Source organism: Paludibacter jiangxiensis, assembly GCF_001618385.1.
Lineage (GTDB): Bacteria > Bacteroidota > Bacteroidia > Bacteroidales > Paludibacteraceae > Microbacter > Microbacter jiangxiensis.
Genome location: NZ_BDCR01000004.1, coordinates 1,075,273 through 1,096,716, shown reverse-complemented (window position 1 = coordinate 1,096,716; position 21,444 = coordinate 1,075,273). Strand labels below are relative to the sequence as shown.

Genomic DNA, 21,444 nt, shown 5'->3' with positions numbered 1-21,444 from the left:
CATAAAACATAAATCATAACAGAAATATCAGACATGGATTCCTAACCAGACGGCATTGAAGAGGGTTTTGAGGATAAATAATGAGTAATCGGCCTATTCAAAATGAAAACGGAAAACTATAAATATCAAATCTACACTGTAATTCTGCTTCTGCTATTATCATTTTCGACAATAGAGGGAGCAGTATACAGAGGAGATGTGCCAGGTTCTCTGCTTCCCCGTTTCTTTCATTCGCTGTTTTCCAAAAAATCAGGCTCTTTAACATCGTTCACTCACCCGAACGGTGCCTCTTATAATTTCTCATACCTTCAACAGGGCCATATCACAACCAAAGCCAGCAAAAACACCGATAACACTGGCGACCAAACTGATATTTGGTCTATCAGGACTGCTTCAAAACATCATTTCAGTGTAACATTCAAAGGGTTAAAAACAGAATCGCCACAACAATCGCACAATTATGTCTATGCAATTGTTTCAACGAAGCAGGAAGAGTATCTAAGTTTCACGTTTTTAGCATCAGCTATGACTGTTTCTTTATCTTCCTCCCGTGGAGGTGCGAGTTCCGAAAGTCCGGCATCATCAGGCATCTCCCCTTTTGCAAAACCTTTGGACAAAGTGAACATATTAACGTATGCTCTATATGACGGGGGGGCTGACCCTGGTGGAGATCCCGAAGGTCCTCCCTTAGCCGTAGGTGACGGCTTCGGTATATTGTTCCTGTTATCCGTTTTGTATACGCTGCTTAAGAGAAAACAATTTTGCTTTCATAATGACGACTCTCTTGCTAGCAAACAAGACAAGCATCACGCGTCAGAGGTATCGTCTATCCATTATTTTATACACAAGAGCTTACACTGGTGTTTTTATGTATTCACTAAAACAACAAAGCATTTCCATGTTTCCGGTAAGGATTATGCATTAAATAAAAAGACAAGCAGAACTTAAGGACTTAATGAAAGTTGGGTGCTGATTTGCTCCTTTTTAGAGCGAAGAGGGCTTGGTCTTGTTTTTTTTGTTACCTATAATACTCAAGTACAATGGTGCAAATCCATCTTTTCCTGTTTTGGAAGATGTAACTAAGAATTACAAAGCAAAGGTTTGATACATAATAACTAACTATTTGAGAGTGATAAATTAGTCCTATGTATTTTCTTCTGATTGCTTTAATATACGTTTAGGAAGCATTTGCAAAAATTCAGGAAGTGTATTTAGAAGCAAATTGTCGCTACAATATTGTTTTCATCAATAAATTGTCATCATAGTCTATAACAACAATTGCACATCAACAATATTTAATAAAAAGCAGATTTGCATTAGATACGCAGGAATGGATGGAATCGTGGGAATAAGTCTTGGGTATAAAACAAAAAAGAGCAAGCCAAATCGGCTCGCTCTTTTGCAACTAATGGCGGTATGGACGGGACGATTGTAAAGCGAAGGTATTCAGCCATATATAGCGTATTTTGTGGTATCGGTACAAATCCAGTATAAAAATTGTGAATATCACCAAATACACTTTTATAACCATGTATGCTTATTATTCTGCTGTAATTTCTTTTACATTAAACATATCAATAACGTTACTATTAATGGTTATTGTTGCTGTGTCTTTTTCTAAAGTATTAAAATGTACGTCAATAATCTGACCCATTATTTTTGATTCGTCAAATGTTAAGACGTTTACGTTAGCTTTTGAAAGCATAAAATCAAAAGCCGTTCTCAATAATTCATGTGTTTTTGATGTTGAGTTCATAAGTTTTTATTTTAATAGATGCAAATATACTGTTTTTTATATTTGAATAAGTATTTCATTTTAATAAATATCTTTGTCGCCGGATATGGCTTGACTATCTCTCTGTGAGGGCTATATGCCCACGCCCCCAGATGGACACCTTAAGTGCCTTTTTTATTTAATTCCTATGTTCCCGGTATGGTCTGTTATGGTCTGTCCGGGTGATGGTGATTCTTTCCCGGATGATAGCCGCCGGACGGGTGTTCCCTCTGTGATTTTGTCTGTTTTCTGCCTATCGTTATGTTCCCGGTATGTTCTGTTGTGGTCTGTCCGGGTGATGGTGATTCTTTCCCGGATGATAGCCGCCGGATGTTCCCGCTTTGATATTGTCTGCTTTCTGCCTATCGCTATGCTCCCGGCCTTTATTGTTAATGTGTTGGTAATTAGCCTGTTGAGGTGTTAAATATTTTAACGTGATTTTTGTCCTTTGGTAAATAGGGTTTAACCTGTATGTTCGCATTGCGAACGGGGCTGTTTGAAATTTTTTTCAAACTCCCAAATTATGTATTTATCAAAATTTTTCGCAGTAAACAGAAACTTAGATTTCGTTTTTGTAAATCATGTTTTCAACCATTTTGTAAAAGAAGCTACCGAGAGCATTTTAATTGAACTTGCAATTGACTATGTATGTCATTTTGTTGGCTTTGATTATCCTTTGTTGATGAATAGTATAGTGCATCTATTACTATGGTTACAGCTTTTCTATGGTAGTAAAGTGCAGTATATAAAACGAATAATTAAATGTTGTTTGTATGTGGTGGTAAAAATACACATTTGAAAGTGTCAACATTAAATGTTGCTCTTTCGCAGTGGTTGCCAAAGCATTAACCTCCGCAATCATACTCTCAAATGTGTAATAAAGACAAAAGCGCAATCGAAGTCCTGTTAAGGATATTGTTGTCTCGAAGTGGTTGCTAAAGCATTAACCGCCGCTACAAACTCTTATCTTTTATTTTACAAAGGTATTCATTTTTTGAGGCTTTGAAATGTCTCGTTTTATGGCCTTTTTATACTAAAGTTGTACCAATGTATACAAACATCTGTTATATAGTGGTGTTTTTAGGTATGGTAGAGACTATCCCGGTTTTATGATGTTTATTTTGTACCCTATTCCGGGTTTGTGTCTCTAATGTCTTTAATCAGCCTTTGAAACTCGTTTAATTTCTCTTTAAGGCTCTTTTTTCGTAGTGGTATCGGTTTTTGTCCGTTTTCTTTCCTGTACTCGTTTATCTCCCGTATTATTTGCGTTTTGGTTTTTGGTTTCGGCTTGAAGTCCTTAACACTCAAAAATCCCGCTTCTTTGTCTCGCAAAATTTCACCTGCTAAAAGGTTGATAAATTTGTTTATTACGTTGCTGCAATCGCTTTCATACAAGCCCAATTCTTTTGCGACCCGTGCCCGGCTATTGGTAAAGCCTTTCATGTATTGCATAAAAATCTCTATTCCTTTGGCCTGTGCGTGTTCGAGATAAAACCGCCGTTTCAGTATAATATCATTCAGATAAAACCGGGTTAAAATATGGTCATTGACATTGTAACGGCGGGGAACTTCAAAATAACAACGGATTGCAGACTTTAGATTTTCGCCGTTTATTTCGATTTTAAGCCCTTTTTCGGGGCGGTCTATGTATTTCAGGTTTTCCGGCGTTAGATTGTTGCTATTGCCGTCTATTCTTTTCACATGGCGTTTTCTTTGTATTGGTTCTTTCTTGAATGCGTTTAGAATGAGTTTCGCAACGTCAAATTGTTTTCCGGCCAAAATAATTTTGTTTGTCCGGGTTGGGTTTAACTCTTTGCCAGCTTCAAATCTGTACACTTTCCCGGTTGTTGTTACGTACAAATCGGGCATGTCCGGCACTTGCTTAAATTTGTTGACCCGCAAATATTTACGCTTTGCCCGGGCTTTTGCTTCCCGGATTAAATCAAATGCTTTTTGTTGGCGTTCGTTACGTTCCATATGGTTTAATTTACATTTTATCCGTTGATTTAGCTTGTTTTAGGTATCTCCATACTGTTGTGCGGTTTATGCTCAACGTTTCCGCTATCTCTGTGTATGACTTCCCGGCGGCTTGTAAAGACAACGCCCGGGCTTTTATTGGTTCTATTTCACGAAGTGCCGCCCATTGTTCCTTAATTTGCCACTTTTCGATCGTTCTTACTGGTGCGTTGTCAAGTAATATGCTTATTTCTTGTAAATTAAGCCCCATTAAATAATATCTTCGGGCTTTCGCTCGTTGGTCGGCTGTGTATGTATTTCGTTGTATAACAGCTTTTTTCTTTGATTTTCTTTTTGTCGTTTCCATCGCTTTAGGGTGTTTTTGCAACATATCTTTTTATACACCATGAAAATACCAGTCTTTAACCGTTTTTCGGTGGGTGTTTCGGTGGGTGTTTCTTGTAACTTTCAGCAACCATACCCCCCGGATGGTTGCTTTATTCTCAAAATGCCGTTTGGTAGGATTCTACAGCCGTTTTTGTGCTTTTTTCCGGCTTTCTTCCGTGTCGAATACCCTTAACATGCTTTTTGTTGGCGTTTTTGGGCATTTCTTGCAACTTTATCACTTTACAGCCTTTAATTTTGGTCTAAAACTGGTGTTTTATTGGATATTCGGGGGCGGCTTTTTCTTTCAAAATAATATAAGTGTCAGTTTTATAGTATGTTAAGTGTGTTTCGTGTGTTTGCCCATTAAAAACTAATCAAATAAATCATCGTTCGGGGTGGGTTCTTCGGTTGCATTTTGTTCTACTACTACACCCTCATAGCTTTGCAATGCTTCGGCCAGCTCTTTTTTGGCCGGAATTGATAAGTAGTTGCTAAACGTTGTCATTGATATGTTGAACTGCTTTTTGATTACATTTTTGTAAATCCATCGTTGAGTAGCTCCGTTTTGCATGTGTGTGTCTGCAATCTCGCATACTTCGATAACTCTTTTCAAAAAACTAATTTTCCGGCCTAATTGCATTCTTTGCTGTTGGGTTGTGTTCATGCTTCTTTATTTTAGTGGGTTGTTAAGTCAACGTTTCTGATCTTGCAGTTCTTTACATTCGTACTCTATCTTATTCCAAATGTCTGCATGTTTATCCGTGTTATTCTGCATCGTTGTACAAAGCATGTTTTTTCTTATAGCAATTTCACTACTATAAATTTTATGTGGGAGAGTGATTCGCTTTCTCATATTGTTTTTAGTTGCTTCCCTTGTATGTCCGTGCCGGACTTCCTACGGGAAGTATAGGACAAGTTACCCAATAATATATAGGTACATATACCCTCCCCAAAAACACTATTTTCATGCTCATTCGTACCCATTCTTTTTTTTGCTTGCTTGTAACTGTTTGATATTTAGTTGTGTGTGTTGTGCGTTTTTATGTCTATATCGTCATTGCTTTATAATGTACTGATATTCAGACTTGTGATAATGAAAACCAATGTTTTAGCTTATGCCTGTATTCTGTTTCTTGTTTGGTCGGTAACATTCTGTATTTGTGTTTGTTGCTGTCCCAATCCCGTATGAATTCGCGTACCGTTCGGTATTGCCGTTCGGTTAATAACCCGCTGTCAAATTCTGCTTTTACTTTTGATAAATAAGCCTCCCGGCCTAAAGTCAGTATGTTTTTTGCGTTTTCTTTCTCTGATTTTCGTACGCCGTTATCGGCTTCAATGTATCGTTCAAACTCTATGCTTATCCAATCTTTGTAAAATGCAGATGTTAAGCGTTGTATGTTTGCTTTGCTGAAAAAATCTGGTAAAGCTATGTTTTGCCTACGGTACATGGTTTCTATCCTTAGAATATGGTTGCCGGTTGGCTGTGTCCGCTTCTTTTCTGCGGCCTCAAATTCTTTATCGTATATCTTGAAAACCTTTTTGATGGTTTTGTGTTTCTCCGTTGTTTTCTGCCGGAATTTCCGGTAGTTTGCATCCTGAAACATCTCTTTTTCTGTCTGCATCTTTCCGGTTGTTATTGATTTCACCAGCTCTATGTATTCCAGTGGTTCGTGTTCGGTTGGTATGTTCAACCCAATTTCAAAGTATGTTATCTTTGCCCGGGCTTTGTCTATCCCTATACTATCAAAAAGCATGTTTAGGGCTTTGTCTGCCTGTGATAGTGTAAATAGTTGGCTGTTGTCCAGTATGCCGTACATCAGCTTGAAATATAGCTTGTGTAGGCTGCATTTTATTTGCAACTTCTTTTCTTTGATAGTGATGTTTATCCCGTCCACATTTGCAATCATGGGGCTTTTGTATTCTGTTTTTCCTCCGTTTGTCCATGTTTCCAACTTATTGCGGTCGGCTATTGTCATGGCTTCCGTATCCATGTCTACAATTACATTAAATATCATTTTATCAAACATTTATAAGTGTCTTTTAGCAGCAAAACAACCCCCTGTTTATTGGGGTTGTTTTAGTATGTTGTATCTCCTACGTGTTTTGCCGTTTCTGTGCAAAACCGGATTATCTGATAGCTGGGGCGTTCTTTTGGGGCTATGCTTTTCAAAACATAACCCCTCATGTGAACGGCTGGCGGTGTGTCGCTCTCTTTGTATACTTTCCCGGAGATTGTCCGGGTTTCGCCTGTGCGGGTGTGTTGTACAACAACATCACCGAAATAAATCTTTTGCATACTCTTATCTGCATAACATTAAAAAAAGGTTGTATTTGTTCCCCGGCTGATAGTTTGCTGGTACATTTTTATTTCTCGCTAAACTGTATTATCTTTGTTGCTCGTTTTCAGATACTCTTATCTGCAAAACATTAAAAAAAGGTTTGGCCTTTCACGCTGTGAAGTGTGAAAGGCTATTTTATTTTGTAGTTTAATGTACATTTCCGGCTGTAACCATCGGTGTCGTTGTATGTTATATCTACTTTCTCCACTAAAAATTTGCCTTCCCTGTCTTTGTTTTCTTTGTCGAATATTGTGAGGCTATCCCCGGCGTGAACTGTCGGGAATCCAAACCCGGTAATACTCCCCGTATAGCCATCAAAAACCAGTTTCTTAAGCGTTCCTAATGCTAAATCACGAAGCTGTGCTTCTGTCATTTGTCCAGCAAAATGCAATGTTCTTTCAGATGCGTTTTTTTCCTTACTTCCCACGGTTACAGTTATACTTTTTCCTGTCCCGGCCATCGCTATTGCTTTTATACGTATGTCGTAATCCTCTGCCCGTTTATATTTTAATTCGTTTTTCTTTATGTTTCCACGCTCTGGGTCATTCAAATAGTAGGTGTATGATTTAAGGGCTTTTTCTCCGAAGTCAAACGCTAATCCCACCCGTAAATGTCCATTTTGTAAATGGCAGTAAAGCCCGAAATGCTGTATTAAATCCTGCAACACTGCAAATGCACTGGCGTTGTCAATCTGATATTTCCCTAAATGCACATCCGGGCAGCTAAACGTTAGCGGCTTTGGTATAATATCCGTTAGTAGTTGTCTCAGGGTTACGCTTTTATAGCTCTTTACTAACGGTGGTTTGCGCAAAACATAGGTTTCATCGTCGCACTCAATTGTTATCGGTGCATCTGCCCCAATTTCACGGATATACCCTATAAATTCCGTGTAAAGTTCCCCATTGTATCCGGCTTGTATTTCAACCCGTTGGCCTACTTTCAAGTAATCCAATACCGATTTACCGGCCAGTTTTCCGTATTCTTTTGGAATGATAATTTTTGCCGTGTTGCTCATTTCCAAAATGTTTTCGGATATTTCAAAACTGCAAACACCCGGCAACAGTAAGTTGCCGAGTGTGGTCTGTGAGATCATATTTAAGTACAATAGCATACTTTTATTTGCACTTATTCATTACAAACTGTCCGTCAACTTCATATCTTTTGGCGTGGTGATTAGGTTTTAATCCGGCCAGTTCCGGCAAAAAACTTCCGCTGTAAGATAATTTTTCAATATGGGCGTTTAGTGCATCTTTTGTGTTGGTGAGGAAATTGTACAAATCAATCTGCTTTTGAGTCTCGGCATATCTCGAATATGCAGTTTCAATCAGTTGTTTGTAGTCTGGTTTCAAAGCTATATTGCCAGTGGTAACGACTAAATACGGCTTAATTGTAGTTATCGGCTGCGGTAATTGCTTGACCAGCGAAAGAATGGTATCAAAATTCGGTATTTCGATAATGTCCTTTAGCTTGTTTTTGCTAAGTGATAAACCGCCTATTGTTGGCGTTTCTCCCATTAGTTCGATGACCAATAAGCGGATATTATCCGCTATTTCGCCAGTGGTATATTGGTCTGTATTGTAATGTGTACGGTTGATTGTATTCAATATCTTGTTAACGTCAATCGTGCAGCCTAATGTTTGTAACTCGCTACATATTTGTTGCAATGTACCGATAGATGTTGAGCACCTTACTGTAATGTCGTTTATTGCAGTGTCGTTTTTGTATAGTAAAATACGTGTATCCATTGTTTTTGTGGGTTAAATTGTTAATACTTTGGGGCGTGTCCGTACTCTGCCTTATACAGACGTGCGTACTCTGCTGGTTGTTTCTCTCTGAACTGTGCTAAAAAGGCTTCCCCGCATTGCATAAGGTCTGAAAATGTGGTTGGAGTATCTTTCGGCGCAACGTCATACGGCACTGCCGCCGCACTGGGTGCCGGTGTTGCCGCCGCTGCATTCGGGTATAGCTGTTTGTGTGTTTTTGGGGCGTATTTTGCTAAAAACAAATCTTGAAAAAGCTCCGGGTTTGTGTTATTTAACTCTGCTTTTGCCGTTTCGTCTAAATTATTATATTCGGCGATTGTTTTTGGTAATGCTCTGTGCTCAAATGTATTTCCCATAATTATAAATATTAAAATGTTGCTTAGTGAAGAAATACACCGTTCAAATCTTTGTGTGCCTGAGAAAACAAATCTTATCCCGGTGTATCTCGTTTATTGCGCCCCGGTAAGCCTATCGTTATAGGGTGGACAATACCCAATACGGTGAGAGTGTATGACTATCCGGGGCGTTTGTTGTGTGCTATGCTGTTAGCATGTTTTCAATGTCTGCACGCTTCACGTACACCATCTTTTTGCCCTCAATTTTGGTTATCTGGATTGTTCCGGCGTTTTTCATTCTCTCAAATGTAGACCGCCCTATTTTTAAAATCCCGCAAACCTCCTTTGGGGTTAGCAGTTCCTTTTTTTCGGGGGCGGCTAATGCTAAAACCTTATCCCGGGTATCCTTTACAACGGCTAACATTTCCTGCCATTCGGTTTGAGGAACTGTGATAACTGCAATCGGTTGAGTTTCCATATATCAAAGATTTATTTGGTTTTGAGTGCTTTTGATAACTGTATAACATCAGGTTCTAATACTTGCAATATTTGCGCTAAATAAAAGTACGTTTCCCGATCTGTATCATCCGGCAAAAATTGTATTGCATCTATAATAGCAGTTTTCCATGCTATTATAGTTTCAATAGCGGAATTGTCGTTGTGCTCTATGATTATCGTGTTGTCTTTAATTCGTATCATGTAACTGGCCGTTATTTGGTTATACCTAATATTTTTCCCATTTGTTCCGGTGTGGCTGATATATTATTCAAAATATCCAGCAAATCACATATTACACAGTCTCCGCTTATTTCATCGTACTTAAAAAACTTCAATGCTTGCATGATTGACGTTTTCCAATCCTGCAAAGTTTCTGCGGGTACGTCTGTGTCTACCTCGATAATCAGTTTGTTGTTTTCTACTCTTACCATAACATTAAAAAATAGGTTGTTAATAATTAGTTCTTTATCTCTTATGATTGCAACGCCTTTTCTAACACTGCGTTGATGTTCTTTTCTTTCTCCTTTACCTCCGCTAAATATTCGGCGGTACACGTTACAATGCGTTCCATTTGTGGGCTGGGGAACCCGTTTAACACCCTGCAAACTGTCGGGATTGATACGTTAGCCTTTTGGGCTATTACTTTCATGCCTCCATGTGGAAGCAGTTCCTTTACTTGCTTTAATCGTTCGTTCATAGGTTTATATTTTTAGTGTTTCGAGTTTTGAAATGACTTTGCAAATCTATATACAAAAATTGGAATAACCCAATTATTATTCCAATTTTTTGAATAAAAAAAACAGGAATTTTTTCAAGTTCCTGTTTTTTAGCTGTATATCTTTGTATTTATTAGAAATCTGTTGTTCGTCTGCTTTTTGCTATTTGTATGTAATCATCTGCGTTTACAATATTGTCTATTATTGATATGTATTTTTCTATTAGGGCTTTATCAATTGAAAATCCATCTTTTATGTAATATTCCGATTTTCGTCTATACGTTTCTAAAAATGCTTTTAATTCGCCTTGTATTAGATTTTCTTTCCAGTCTATTAATGGAATGTCGTACCCTGTTTTATTGGCATATGTAGCTAAAAAGCTTTTTAATCTTTCCCGCAACACAAGATATTCTATACTTTCCCGGCTTAAATTCTTGTAGATAAAATCCGCTTCCTCTATTGGATTCTGATAGCTAAAAAATCTTTGAGCCTCTGTCTTATCTGCAAAATTAAATACTGTTTTTAGCCTTTCAAAAACCTCGTTTTCTATCTTACTACTACATTGATTGTAAACAGCTTCATAAATGGAATGACTATAAAAATCAATATAGGCATTTAGTAGGTTTATAAAATTGTCCTTGCTGTTATATCCTTTTAGATCGAAAAATGACACCAGATTATTTTTTATGGCTCTATTGTCTATGTCTGAAATGTATAGCCTTATAATTCTTGTTATCAAATCCGCTTCATAGTCTAAGTGTGTTTTTATTTGCGGCATATCTACAAAATCATTTTCCAGTTCCTTTGCAGACACAAATTCTGTTATGTGGCTTTTTCTCTTTATGTTTTTACTATTTACTGTGATAGTCAAGTAAATAGGGAAACAAATATAATTGTCATTACAAACCTCGGGTTTTAATTTAGTATTCAAATAATGCCTTACCGTTATCTTTCCCATATGCCAGTTTTTTAGTTATTTACAAACTGTATCAGTTTTCCTGTCGTTTCTGATGGTGTGTTAAAATCTGATTCCCTGCAAAGATACAATTTTGTTACCCAAAATTAACCGTTTGCAGTTCGTTGAGCAGGGTTTTATCCATCACCTTGCTGTAAATTTGTGTCGTTTGTAGTTTTTTGTGCCCTAACAGCTTTTGCACGCTGGTAATGCTTACGCCTTTGTAAAGCAGATATGTTGCCTGTGTGTGCCGGGCGGTGTGGAATGTAACGCACTTTTTTATCTTTGCCAATGAGGCAATGTCTTTTAAGCTCCGGTTTACATATTGGTTGGTGTAGGCATCAAAGAAGTATTTCCGGTCGGGTAGGGTGTAGCGGTTCAATATCTCCACGCCACGCCCGGCAAACAGCATGTAAAGCGGTATCCTTATCGGTTCGCTGGTTTTCTGCATTTTCAGGATTAGCCATGTTTCCCCGTCTATGGTGTGTACATTATCCTTGTTTAGTGCCGAAATGTCGGAAAACCGCAAACCGCAATAACATGAAAATATAAACATGTCCCGTATCTTTTCAAGATGGGCGTTTTCGGTGGTAAATGTCAGGTTCTCGATTGCCTGCAATTCTTCCGGGGTGAGGTATTCCCGTTCGGTTGTTTCGCTTTTTAGCTTGAATTTTCGGAACGGGTATTTATTCAGTTCTAAATAATCCTTGTTTATGGCAAGGTTTACAAATTTGCGAATGTGCCGAAAATACTTGTGTACCGTGTTTACGTGCAGTTTCTTTCCGAGCAAATAACGCTCAAAATCGCTCATAAGTTCAAATGTCAATTCGTCAAAGGTTATTGATTTTCGGAACTCACAAAGGGCGTTGAAAGTGGTTGTTTGCATTACCTTTGTAGCCGGGGCGGCTGTGCGGTCGGCTTTTATCTCCATTTCCATAAATTGGGTGAAACTCTCCGGGCGGTTTCCGGTTATCGCTTCGCTCAAAATGTCGAGTGTAAAAGGCTTTTTTGCGTTACGGCGGGTTAGTTCAATATCTTCTAATTTCGTGAGGAAATCAGAAATTTGTTTATTGAGCCGTAAAGCGTTGGTGTGGTTTTTTACTTTGGAGTGCTTTTTATCCCATTGGTCGGGGGTAATTTTAATACCAGTACCGAAATACTTTGAGCATCCGTTTAAGTACGTGCGTACTTGAATTAAGGCCGTGCCGTTTTTGGACAACTGACCTTTGCGGTTATAAATAACCGTCAAAATCATTTTTTCCATACTCTAATCTGCAAAACATTAAAAAAAGGTTCTGCAAAGTAAAGTATATTTTTTTCAAAAAACAAATGTGGGTATCAAAAAGCGGTACAAAACCGGTACAATTTTTCTGGTTATCTGTGAGTATGTAAATTTTGCCTAAGTGTTTGTAAGTTGCTGATATTCAGTATTTGAATTTGGGTTTAGGCAAAAAAAAAGAGCCTTAAAAAGGCTCTTTTGCGGTATGGACGGGACTCGAACCCGCGACCCCCTGCGTGACAGGCAGGTATTCTAACCAGCTGAACTACCACACCATTTTGTTGTTATTGCTATTGCTCTCAATTGCCCTGCAAAGGTACGACAATTTTTGGAATCTGCAAGTGCTGCGGCGAAAAAAATGACTGTTTTTTTTGTTTGTTGTTTTAACCTTTTGTTTCTGAATAATGTAGAATTCTACTTTTTTTGTCGACTCATCAGAAAAGATGAATTTTACACCATACAAAGAGGCAAATGAAGATTAGTGCCGGGAGCATATTGGTTACTTTTACCTTTTTTATATCTAAAATGGAAAAAGCAATGCCAATTAAAAGGATTCCGCCCACTGCCGTCAGTTCAGTAATAATGGTCATTGAGATGTTTGCGCCAAAGAACATGGCAAGCAAAGTAAGTCCTCCCTGGAACAAAAAGAGCGGGATGGCTGTTACTGCAACACCGGCTCCAAAGGTGGTGGCCAATATCAATGAGGAAAATCCATCCATTAAGGCTTTCGTGAGTAACAATTCATGCCCTTGTCCAAGTCCTTCCTGGATAGAACCCAGAATGGTCATCGAACCGGAACAGAACAACAGAAATGAAGTGATAAGGCCTTCGCTAAACTTTTCGTTATTGCCTTTAAGCCGTTTTTTACACCAGTCGCCGAAATATTCAATGCGTTTATCCAGTTTTAGCCACTCACCGACGAATGAACCGGCGATCAGCGAAAAGATGATCAAAAGAATTTCGTGTCCTTCCAATACCATTTTGATCCCGAGGACAAGAGTAAATAAACCTACTGCCTGAAAAAAAATACCGGCAAAACGTTTTGAAATATGATTTTTGAATACAACTCCCAAAGTGCCTCCAAGAAGGACGGTTGCGGTATTTACTATTGTGCCGATCATAAAGCAGAAAACGGTTTATTGTTTTGAAAGGAATTTACGTACAGAGTTTGCTATGCCGTTAACGTCAAGGTCTACTTCGTGGTAGAGTTCTTCCGGCGTTCCATGTTCAATGAACCGGTCGGGAAGCCCAATGCGTTTCACGCTTGCCTGATAGCCGTTTTCAGCCAGGAATTCCAGTACAGCACTACCAAATCCTCCGCTAATTACGCCGTCTTCAATGGTGACGATACGGTTGAATTTTTTTGCAACAGTGTGCAGCAATTCCTCATCAATAGGTTTTAGAAAGCGCATATCATAATGAGCCACAGACCAACCTTCTTCTTCCAGTATTTTAATGGCTTTAGTTGCCGTATTGCCAATGGATCCGAGCGAAAGAACAGCGAAGTCATTACCTGGTTTTAAGCAACGTCCCTTTCCTACGGGTAGTTCGTTGAACGGTTGTTCCCACTCGCAATGGCAAAAAACGCCTTTCCCTTTCGGATACCGGATAACAAAAGATCCTTTGCCGGGAAGCTGTGCCGTATACATAAGGTTGCGCAATTCCAGCTCGTTCAGAGGTGCGGCAATGGTTAAGTTGGGAATACAGCGGAAATATGCCAAATCAAACATGCCATGGTGGGTGGCGCCATCGGGACCAACCAATCCGGCCCGGTCAATACAAAATACCACCGGCAGCTTTTGCAGTGCTACATCATGGATAACATTGTCGTAGGCTCGCTGCATGAATGAAGAGTAGATATTGCAAAACGGAATCATTCCTTCGGAAGCCATTCCGGCCGAAAAAGTAACGGCATGTCCTTCAGCAATACCCACGTCGAATGCACGTCGAGGCATCTTTTCCATCAGAAAATTGAGAGAACAGCCACTCACCATGGCGGGGGTTACTCCCACAATTTTGTCGTTTTTTTCAGCCAGTTCCAATAACGTTTTGCCAAATACATCCTGATAAAGTGATGGTTGGCCGCAAGGATCGCTGATAATCCGTTCTCCGGTTTCTTTGTTGAACTTGCCGGGAGCATGCCATTCGGTGGCCGATTCTTCTGCCGGTTTATAGCCTTTCCCTTTCTTGGTGACAATATGCAAAACCTTTGGGCCGTTGTAATCTTTAATCTCATTCAGAATTCGGGCAAGGTTCATACAGTCGTGCCCATCCACGGGGCCGAAATAGCGAATGTTCATGCCCTCAAAGATATTACTCTGGCGGGCAAACGATGCTTTGATCTGATTCGTTATTTGAGTGATCTTGCGCTTTTTACCTGAAGTCAGAATGTTGAAATCGGTAAATAGTTTTGACAAGCGGAATCGTACCTGATTGTACGTCCTGGATGTTGTGATGTTGACCAGATAATGGTGCATTCCGCCTCGTATCGGATCAATGGCAATCTGGTTGTCGTTGAGTATAATAAGCAGGTTATTCGGGTTGATAGAGGCATTGTTCAATCCTTCGAAAGCTAATCCGCCTGTCATTGAACCGTCTCCGATTACGGCAACGATATGGCGGTCTTTTTCTTGTTTGAGATTGGCAGCTACAGACATACCCAGTCCGGCAGAAATAGAAGTGGAAGCATGTCCGACTCCGAAAGCATCGTATTCGCTCTCTTCCGGTTTCGGAAAACCGCTGATGCCTTTGTATTGCCGGTTGGTGTGAAATTGCGCTCTTCTGCCGGTAAGGATTTTGTGTATGTAGGCCTGATGCCCGACATCCCATACGATACGGTCGTAGGGAGTTTTCATGATGTAATGGAGTGCTACGGTTATTTCCACTACACCTAAACTTGCAGCAAAGTGTCCCGGATGTTCCGACAATTCGTCAATAATAAAGCTCCGCAGTTCTTCACAAACTTTCGGTAGTTCAGTTATTGGAATTTTCTTCAGATCATCGGGTGTATTTATGGTGTCAAGTAGCGGATATATATTTTTCGACATGTGACTTTCTAATATTAGTTACAAAAATAATGCTGTGAGGGAATTGGGTCAGGATAAATATTTGCTGATACCCTCATCGCATTTTACAATTTTCTGTTTCTGAGCCTCTTTTAGTAATTGATTATTCCGTTCAAGCCTCCGGTTGTTGATCTTTAATTTGTGATGGAGGTGATAGCAGACGGCTCCGAATTTTATGACTTTGAGTTTGATTCCTGAATTATAGAGACGGACGGCCAGCTCTTTGTCTTCACTGCCCCAACCGACAAATAATTCATTATAGCCATTTACATTAATCAGATCTTCTTTCCAGAATGATGCATTACAACCCCGTATTCTTCTTACGCTTTGAGTTCTGATTTTAGTAAAAAGCTTTGCCAGAAAAGGAGACGAGATTGTGTTGTGCCGGTTGTATATGGCCGGATTAAAATAAGATACATGGGTGTCTCCGTTTCTGAGAATCTTTTTAGAGGCTGCCTCGAACAGAATAACGCGCCCTCCCTGTATAAAGCATCCTTTTTCAGCAAATGCCTTATGATCTCTCACGAAATGTTGATGCAAAATGATATCTCCGTCGATAGAAATCAGGTAATCGTATTTTGCCAGAGCGACCGCTTTGTTGCGGATATGTGCTAAACGGAATCCTTCGTCGGGTTGCCATACATGTATCAAAGGAACCGGAAACAGAATCTCTTCTTTGAGAATGAGCTCTTTGGTCGCTTCTCCGGAACCGTCATCAGCCACAATTACCTCTTCCGGTAAAACGGACTGCAGTCGCACGCTCTTGAGCAGTAACGCCAGAGCTTCCGTATTATTGTAGGTGGAGATGATTAATGATGTTTTAGGTTCCATAAATGAATCACTGCTTTGTGGTGTACAATGTTTGTAATTCGCTTGCTTGTCGGAAACAACGTCCGTTATGTTTGTCGATTAGTCTCGGATCAAGTTTGGGGATTTTCAGTTTTGTGCCCGGAGGCAAAACTCCGGGATTGTGTATCTTGTCTTTGTTGGCTTCGTAAATATAAACCCAGAATAGCTTGTGCCCGTAATATTTCAACGATAACATGGTTAGCCATGTTCCTTCAGAAGTTGTTTCGGTTGTGATAAATTCCTTATACACCCGTGGTGTTTCAAACACATCTTTAGGTGGAGCAGGAGCGGGATCCGGGGCCTTTTCTTTCACGCTTTCATGTACAGGTTTTGCCTTTGGCTTTTCCACAGAATCGTTTGGGCTGTTTACCGGAGTCTGAACCGTAGGTTGAGGTTTAACGGCGTTTTTTACAACAACTGCTTTTTGAACCGGTTGTTGCGGAAACAATGCAGGATAATAATAGTAAAATGCAAAAGCGACTCCTGAAAGTAAAATTATGATTGCCAGGCTAATGTATAACCATTTAAAACTTCTTTTCTCGGGCTGAGAAGCCATTTGTTCTATCAATTTTGCTTCTGTTTCAATAGAAGATGCCACCGGTTCGCGATGGTTTTCGGCTTCTTTTGCAACGACTTCGGTTACAGTTGCAGAAGGAATTGTTGGCTCAGGTTCTTTCTGTTTCGGTGTTTCCTGAATTATTGTTTCGGATTTACGTGCCTCTGGTGCCGGCTGAAGCGGCTCTTCGATTTTCTCGGTAGTTGTAGCTACAGGCTCAGAGACAACGTCAGCTTCTGTAGAGGCGGCCGGTTGAGGTTCTTCTTCTTTTATAGGTTCCGGTTCAATTGCAGGTGTAGCTATAATTTCAGCTGCCGGTTCAATGGATTGTGGTTCCTGAACGGGCTCTGGTTTTGCTTTCTTTTTTGGCTTGAAGGCCTGCATGTCGGCAATCAGGTTGACGATTTCTGATGCCTGTTCGGAAAAGCGCTTCATGTGCGGATCTTCTTCCGGCAGTTCGGCTGCTTTTTCGGTAAAATTTCCATCCAGATCCATCGGTTCCAGATGAGCATAAGGACGGTTCACTATGTCCGATACTTCATCGTCAGGAGTGAACGTTAATTTATTGTGCCCTGCAATTTCGTAACGTTCGCCGGTATTCACATTGATACTTGAACGGCTTTCGTTCCAGGTAATTTTATATGTTCCAAAGCCTTTGATCTTTACAATGCCGTCGCGCAACAAAGCTTCTTCAACAGTTTCAGACAACTGTCGCATGAAAGCAGTGGCTACCTTTTTGGTCGTGCCGCTCTGCTCCGAAATAGCCGATATCAGCTCAAGGGATGAAATCTTTTCGTTACTCATGAAGGTTGCTTTGCTTTACTTTGTCTTTTAATGAATTACTGGGCTTGAAAACTACTACCTGTTTCGGTGGAATAAGTGTCCGGATTTTGGTGCGGGGATTGACAGAAACCCGCTCATCTTTCCGCCTTGATTCGAAAACTCCAAATCCCTGCATATTTACAGAGTTCCCTTTGCTTAATTCTTCAGCCATCGCTTTCGCTGTAGCATCAAGCAGTGCGCTGATTTTTTCTTTGGGCAAGTCCAGACTGCGCGCTAATTCTGTAATTAATTCTTTATTGTTCATCTTGCTGTGGATTTGAAATTTCACCAAACAGGTCGTAATCGTCAAAGGTAGTGATTTTTACCGGATAAAAATGGCCGGTTTTTACTTTATGTTTTTTGGAAATTAGAACTTCCGGATCAACTTCTGGTGAATCAAATTCCGTACGTCCGACGTAATATTCGTTTTCTTCACGGTCGATAATGACTTTGAACGTTTGTCCCACCTTCTTTTCGTTGTGTTTGGCCGAGATGGGGCGTTGCAACTCCATGATGTCGTCGACGCGCTGTTGTTTTACTTCGTCCGGAATGTTGTCCTTGTAATGTTTGTGAGCGTAAGTGCTTTCTTCGTGCGAATAGGCGAACACTCCGAGTCGCTCGAACTGCTGCTCTCTGACAAATTCTTTCAGTTGCTCAACGTCTTCTTCCGTCTCTTCGGGATGGCCCACCAAAAGTGTCGTGCGAAGATGAATTCCGGGCACCTCGCTGCGAATGCGGGCTAGTAAGTCTTTTGTTTCGGCTGTCGTTACATTCCGGCGCATCAGTTTTAGCATGTGATCGCTACTGTGCTGCAAAGCAATATCCAGATAGTTGCACACGTTGTCGCGTTCGTGTATAACAGGCAAAATATCGAATGGGAAATGTGCCGGATAGGCATAATGCAATCGTATCCATTCCACTCCTTTGATGTCCGATAAACGTTGTGTCAGCTCTGCCAGTTTCGATTTTTTGTAAAGATCATAACCGTAGTAGGAGAGATCCTGCGCGATGAGTTGAAACTCTTTTACGCCCTGACTTACAAGCCATTTTCCTTCGTCCACAATCTCTTCGATGGGGCGCGACTGATGCTTACCTGTTATTATAGGGATAGCACAGTATGAACAGGTGCGATCGCAACCTTCCGAAATTTTCACATAGGCATAATGCGGAGGTGTGGTTAATGTTCTTTCGAGTTCAAGATCAGGACGGTAGGCTTTGCCCAGGTCGTTGATGATCGATTTGAAATCGAACTTGCCATAAAAATGATCCACTTCCGGTAATTCAAGCTTTAGTTCTTCCAGATAACGTTGAGAAAGACAGCCCATCACAATCAGCTTGTCGATCTTTTTTGCTTGCTTCAGTTCTGCAAACTGTAATATAGTATTGATGGATTCTTCTTTGGCATCACCTATAAAACCGCAGGTGTTGATGATGACAATGCCACCTTCCGGATTGTTCGAGTCGTGCTTTACGCGATACCCGTTCGATTCGAGTTGGCGCATCACATGCTCCGTGTCCACAAGGTTTTTGGAGCAGCCCATAGTGATTATATCTACAAGATTGGATTTCTTCATACTTTTAATGACACGAATTACACAAATAAATAATTATGACACAAATGACTCTACACAAATTGTGTAATGGGTGTCTACAAATTTTTTAGCTTCATCTCCAGGTTATACTCGTCGGAAATTAGTACCTGACGTGGTTTGCTGCCGTCGGGCGGACCGATAATACCGGCGGCTTCGAGCTGGTCGGCCAGGCGTCCGGCACGGTTGTACCCGATAGAGAATTTGCGCTGAATCAGCGAGGTTGATCCCTGTTGGCTTGCAACAATCAGGCGTGCTGCTTCCTCGAACAATGGGTCTCGTTTCGAAAGATCCACATCCGACAGGTCGTTGCCTTCACTTTCGCCGCCCACGTATTCGGGCAGATAGAATGCCGTTGGGTAGGATTGCTGTTGCGAAATATATTTGACAATATTCTCAACTTCAGGAGTATCCACAAATGCACACTGTACGCGAACCAGATCGCCGCCTTGCGAGAAGAGCATGTCTCCACGTCCGATCAGTTGGTTGGCACCCGGCGTGTCGAGGATAGTACGCGAATCGACCATTGCCATTACGCGGAAAGCCACACGGGCAGGGAAGTTTGCTTTGATCACCCCGGTGATGATGTTGGTTGATGGACGTTGGGTGGCAATCACCATGTGAATACCCACGGCACGAGCCAGCTGAGCAATACGTGCAATCGGCAATTCCACCTCTTTGCCGGCCTGCATAATCAGGTCACCAAACTCGTCGATGATTACAACGATGTATGGCAGGAACTTATGCCCTTTTTCGGGGTTGAGGTGGCGCGAAACGAATTTTGCGTTGTATTCCTTGATGTTTCGTACATGCGCTTTCTTGAGCAATTCGTAACGGTCGTCCATCTCTTTTGTGAGCGAGTTGAGCGTTTGAACCACCTTGGAAACGTCGGTAATGATAGCTTCTTCTCCGTCAGGTAGTTTGGCAAGAAAATGCTTTTCGATACCCGAATAGATATTGAACTCTACTTTTTTCGGGTCGACCAGTACAAACTTCAGCGTCGACGGGTGTTTTTTGTAGAGCAACGATGCGATGATGGCATTCAGACCCACCGACTTTCCTTGTCCTGTAGCTCCGGCTACCAGTAAGTGAGGCATTTTGCACAAGTCGAGCATGAAGATCTCGTTGGTGATCGTGCTTCCGAATGCTACCGGCAAATCGTAGCGTGATTCCTGGAATTTTTTGGAACTGATGACAGAACGCATCGAAACGATCTGTGGATCACGGTTCGGTACTTCAATACCGATGGTGCCTTTGCCAGGAATCGGAGCGATGATACGGATGCCGAGAGCTGCCAGACTTAACGCGATGTCGTCTTCCAGATTCTTGATTTTGGAGATACGAACACCCGGTTTCGGAACTATTTCGTAAAGTGTAATGGTTGGGCCGACGGTTGCTTTGATGCTGTCAATCTCAATGCCGTAGTTCTTGAGTGTGTTGATGATTTTGTGCTTGTTGGCGTTTTGCTCGTCCATGTCGACGGAGGTGATGCCGTTGTTGTACTCTTTCAGCAGCTCTAGAACCGGGAATTTATAGTGCGATAGGTCGATAGTCGGGTCGTATTCGCCCAGCGATGACTGGTCGTATTCATCTTCATTATCAAGTGGTTTATTGTTGTCGAACAGATGATGAGCCTCGGCAGTGCTTAAAGCCGGTTGGTAAGTCTCGGGTTGAGGAGCTACTACTTCAAAATCACTTTCCTCTTTCGGACTTTCCTCTTCCGTGCCGACAACAAAAGGATCTTCTTCATCCAAATCATCCACCTCGATGGTTAATGTGTTTTCTTTCGGATCGGCAATCATTTCAGTTTCAACTTCCATGCTGGCGGCAGAAACAGTTGCGGCTTCGGCGGCAAACGGTACTTCAGGCTTGGGCTTACGCTTGAACAAGCTGCGAAGGAATGGTAAAGTTCCGCTGAAAATAATGATGCAGAATATCAGGCAGGTAACGGCCAGCACGAGTACGGTGCCAGACCATCCGAATTTACTGCGCATCCATTCGCCGAGGTAATATCCGTGTTCTCCGCCAAGGAATAAGAATGTGTCTTTGTAAACGTATGACAGTGTTGTGCCTAAAAAGAGTGATAGCCAAACCATGATAAGCATGGGGTAGATAAATGCTTTCCAGAGTTCGATTGCGCGTACGGACATGAGCCGTAGGCCTACTACAATCGGAAAAATCAGCCAGGCAAACGCAGCCACACCAAACCCGCGGTTAATCATGGCTTCTGCGATGTGAGCTCCGATAGCCCCGGTCCAGTTCTCGATATTGGCATCATTTCCTCCCATGTTAATGTACCATGGATCCTGGATCTTGCTCTGATCAGCAGCTCCGGTGTAAAAAAAGGAAATGAGCGATAGTGCAACATAAATTACGCCTACCAAAACGATTAGTCCCAGAATAAAATGAGTGCGTTCGTCTTTCAGAAGCCTTATAAATCTATTGGGCATTGTATTTGATTGGTTGTCTTTTGATTGAGATTTCTTCTTGGAGGATTCGGTCTTCGCCATAAGTTTAATGCAAATTATCATACAAAGGTAATAATTTCACTTTGTTCTACC

General features: G+C 41.0%; 22 protein-coding genes and 1 tRNA gene. 1 reads left to right on the top strand and 22 read right to left on the bottom strand.

Translation table 11 applies throughout. The features are described 5' to 3' along the window. The first annotated feature begins 102 nt into the window (after positions 1-102). A complete protein-coding gene (locus PJIAN_RS14695; protein WP_068706395.1) occupies positions 103-948 on the top strand; it encodes a hypothetical protein in 846 nt (281 codons plus the stop codon). Positions 949-1,540: 592 nt separating this feature from the next. On the opposite strand, the gene PJIAN_RS14690 is transcribed toward PJIAN_RS14695, so the two are convergent. From PJIAN_RS14690 to PJIAN_RS14570, 22 genes are all read right to left on the bottom strand, one after another. Then, positions 1,541-1,756: a hypothetical protein gene (locus tag PJIAN_RS14690; protein ID WP_068706393.1), complete on the bottom strand. Its 216-nt coding sequence runs from the start codon at positions 1,754-1,756 to the stop codon at positions 1,541-1,543. Between the two features lie 1,146 nt (positions 1,757-2,902). Then, positions 2,903-3,751 carry a hypothetical protein gene (locus PJIAN_RS14680; RefSeq protein WP_068706388.1) on the bottom strand — a complete coding sequence of 283 codons (849 nt, stop codon included), beginning with the start codon at positions 3,749-3,751 and terminating at the stop codon, positions 2,903-2,905. A 10-nt stretch (positions 3,752-3,761) separates the two neighbouring features. Continuing rightward, entirely contained in the window at positions 3,762-4,097 is a 336-nt protein-coding gene (locus PJIAN_RS14675; protein ID WP_172795628.1) for a helix-turn-helix domain-containing protein, read from the bottom strand. Between the two features lie 390 nt (positions 4,098-4,487). Next, on the bottom strand, positions 4,488-4,781 hold the full coding sequence (locus PJIAN_RS14670; protein WP_068706384.1) for a hypothetical protein: 294 nt from the start codon (positions 4,779-4,781) through the stop codon (positions 4,488-4,490). A 415-nt stretch (positions 4,782-5,196) separates the two neighbouring features. Further along, complete coding sequence (locus PJIAN_RS14665) at positions 5,197-6,132, bottom strand: hypothetical protein (protein WP_153802588.1); 936 nt, start codon at positions 6,130-6,132, stop codon at positions 5,197-5,199. 62 nt (positions 6,133-6,194) lie between these two features. Then, the gene (locus PJIAN_RS14660; protein WP_068706380.1) at positions 6,195-6,413 is read right to left on the bottom strand and encodes a hypothetical protein; all 219 of its coding nucleotides are present in this window, start codon (positions 6,411-6,413) and stop codon (positions 6,195-6,197) included. A gap of 173 nt (positions 6,414-6,586) precedes the next feature. Next, a complete protein-coding gene (locus PJIAN_RS14655) occupies positions 6,587-7,549 on the bottom strand; it encodes a hypothetical protein (protein ID WP_068706378.1) in 963 nt (320 codons plus the stop codon). 22 nt (positions 7,550-7,571) lie between these two features. After that, a complete protein-coding gene (locus PJIAN_RS14650) occupies positions 7,572-8,201 on the bottom strand; it encodes a hypothetical protein (protein ID WP_068706376.1) in 630 nt (209 codons plus the stop codon). A 20-nt stretch (positions 8,202-8,221) separates the two neighbouring features. Further along, positions 8,222-8,575 carry a hypothetical protein gene (locus tag PJIAN_RS14645; protein WP_068706374.1) on the bottom strand — a complete coding sequence of 118 codons (354 nt, stop codon included), beginning with the start codon at positions 8,573-8,575 and terminating at the stop codon, positions 8,222-8,224. Between the two features lie 181 nt (positions 8,576-8,756). Continuing rightward, positions 8,757-9,032 carry a helix-turn-helix transcriptional regulator gene (locus PJIAN_RS14640; RefSeq protein WP_068706372.1) on the bottom strand — a complete coding sequence of 92 codons (276 nt, stop codon included), beginning with the start codon at positions 9,030-9,032 and terminating at the stop codon, positions 8,757-8,759. A gap of 232 nt (positions 9,033-9,264) precedes the next feature. Continuing rightward, the gene (locus PJIAN_RS14630) at positions 9,265-9,483 is read right to left on the bottom strand and encodes a hypothetical protein (protein WP_068706367.1); all 219 of its coding nucleotides are present in this window, start codon (positions 9,481-9,483) and stop codon (positions 9,265-9,267) included. 41 nt (positions 9,484-9,524) lie between these two features. Then, positions 9,525-9,749, bottom strand: a complete 225-nt coding sequence (locus PJIAN_RS14625; RefSeq protein WP_068706365.1) for a LacI family DNA-binding transcriptional regulator — start codon at positions 9,747-9,749, stop codon at positions 9,525-9,527. 152 nt (positions 9,750-9,901) lie between these two features. Next, complete coding sequence (locus PJIAN_RS14620; protein WP_068706363.1) at positions 9,902-10,726, bottom strand: hypothetical protein; 825 nt, start codon at positions 10,724-10,726, stop codon at positions 9,902-9,904. A gap of 94 nt (positions 10,727-10,820) precedes the next feature. Next, positions 10,821-11,987 carry a site-specific integrase gene (locus PJIAN_RS14615; protein WP_068706361.1) on the bottom strand — a complete coding sequence of 389 codons (1,167 nt, stop codon included), beginning with the start codon at positions 11,985-11,987 and terminating at the stop codon, positions 10,821-10,823. Positions 11,988-12,203: 216 nt separating this feature from the next. Further along, positions 12,204-12,277: transfer RNA gene (locus PJIAN_RS14610), tRNA-Asp, on the bottom strand. A 159-nt stretch (positions 12,278-12,436) separates the two neighbouring features. After that, positions 12,437-13,123 (bottom strand): DUF554 domain-containing protein, encoded by a 687-nt coding sequence (locus PJIAN_RS14600; RefSeq protein ID WP_068706357.1) that lies wholly within the window; start codon positions 13,121-13,123, stop codon positions 12,437-12,439. A 15-nt stretch (positions 13,124-13,138) separates the two neighbouring features. Further along, a complete protein-coding gene (dxs, locus tag PJIAN_RS14595) occupies positions 13,139-15,049 on the bottom strand; it encodes a 1-deoxy-D-xylulose-5-phosphate synthase (protein ID WP_068706355.1) in 1,911 nt (636 codons plus the stop codon). A gap of 48 nt (positions 15,050-15,097) precedes the next feature. Continuing rightward, complete coding sequence (locus tag PJIAN_RS14590) at positions 15,098-15,898, bottom strand: glycosyltransferase family 2 protein (RefSeq protein WP_068706353.1); 801 nt, start codon at positions 15,896-15,898, stop codon at positions 15,098-15,100. A 7-nt stretch (positions 15,899-15,905) separates the two neighbouring features. Continuing rightward, entirely contained in the window at positions 15,906-17,276 is a 1,371-nt protein-coding gene (locus PJIAN_RS14585; protein WP_068706351.1) for an HU family DNA-binding protein, read from the bottom strand. Further along, the gene (locus PJIAN_RS14580; RefSeq protein ID WP_068706349.1) at positions 17,269-17,559 is read right to left on the bottom strand and encodes an HU family DNA-binding protein; all 291 of its coding nucleotides are present in this window, start codon (positions 17,557-17,559) and stop codon (positions 17,269-17,271) included. Before PJIAN_RS14580 ends, PJIAN_RS14585 begins: the two co-directional genes overlap by 8 nt. Then, a complete protein-coding gene (gene rimO / locus PJIAN_RS14575; protein ID WP_068706347.1) occupies positions 17,549-18,868 on the bottom strand; it encodes a 30S ribosomal protein S12 methylthiotransferase RimO in 1,320 nt (439 codons plus the stop codon). Before rimO ends, PJIAN_RS14580 begins: the two co-directional genes overlap by 11 nt. 74 nt (positions 18,869-18,942) lie before the next feature. Further along, a complete protein-coding gene (locus PJIAN_RS14570; protein WP_068706345.1) occupies positions 18,943-21,393 on the bottom strand; it encodes an FtsK/SpoIIIE family DNA translocase in 2,451 nt (816 codons plus the stop codon). Between the last annotated feature and the right edge of the window lie 51 nt (positions 21,394-21,444).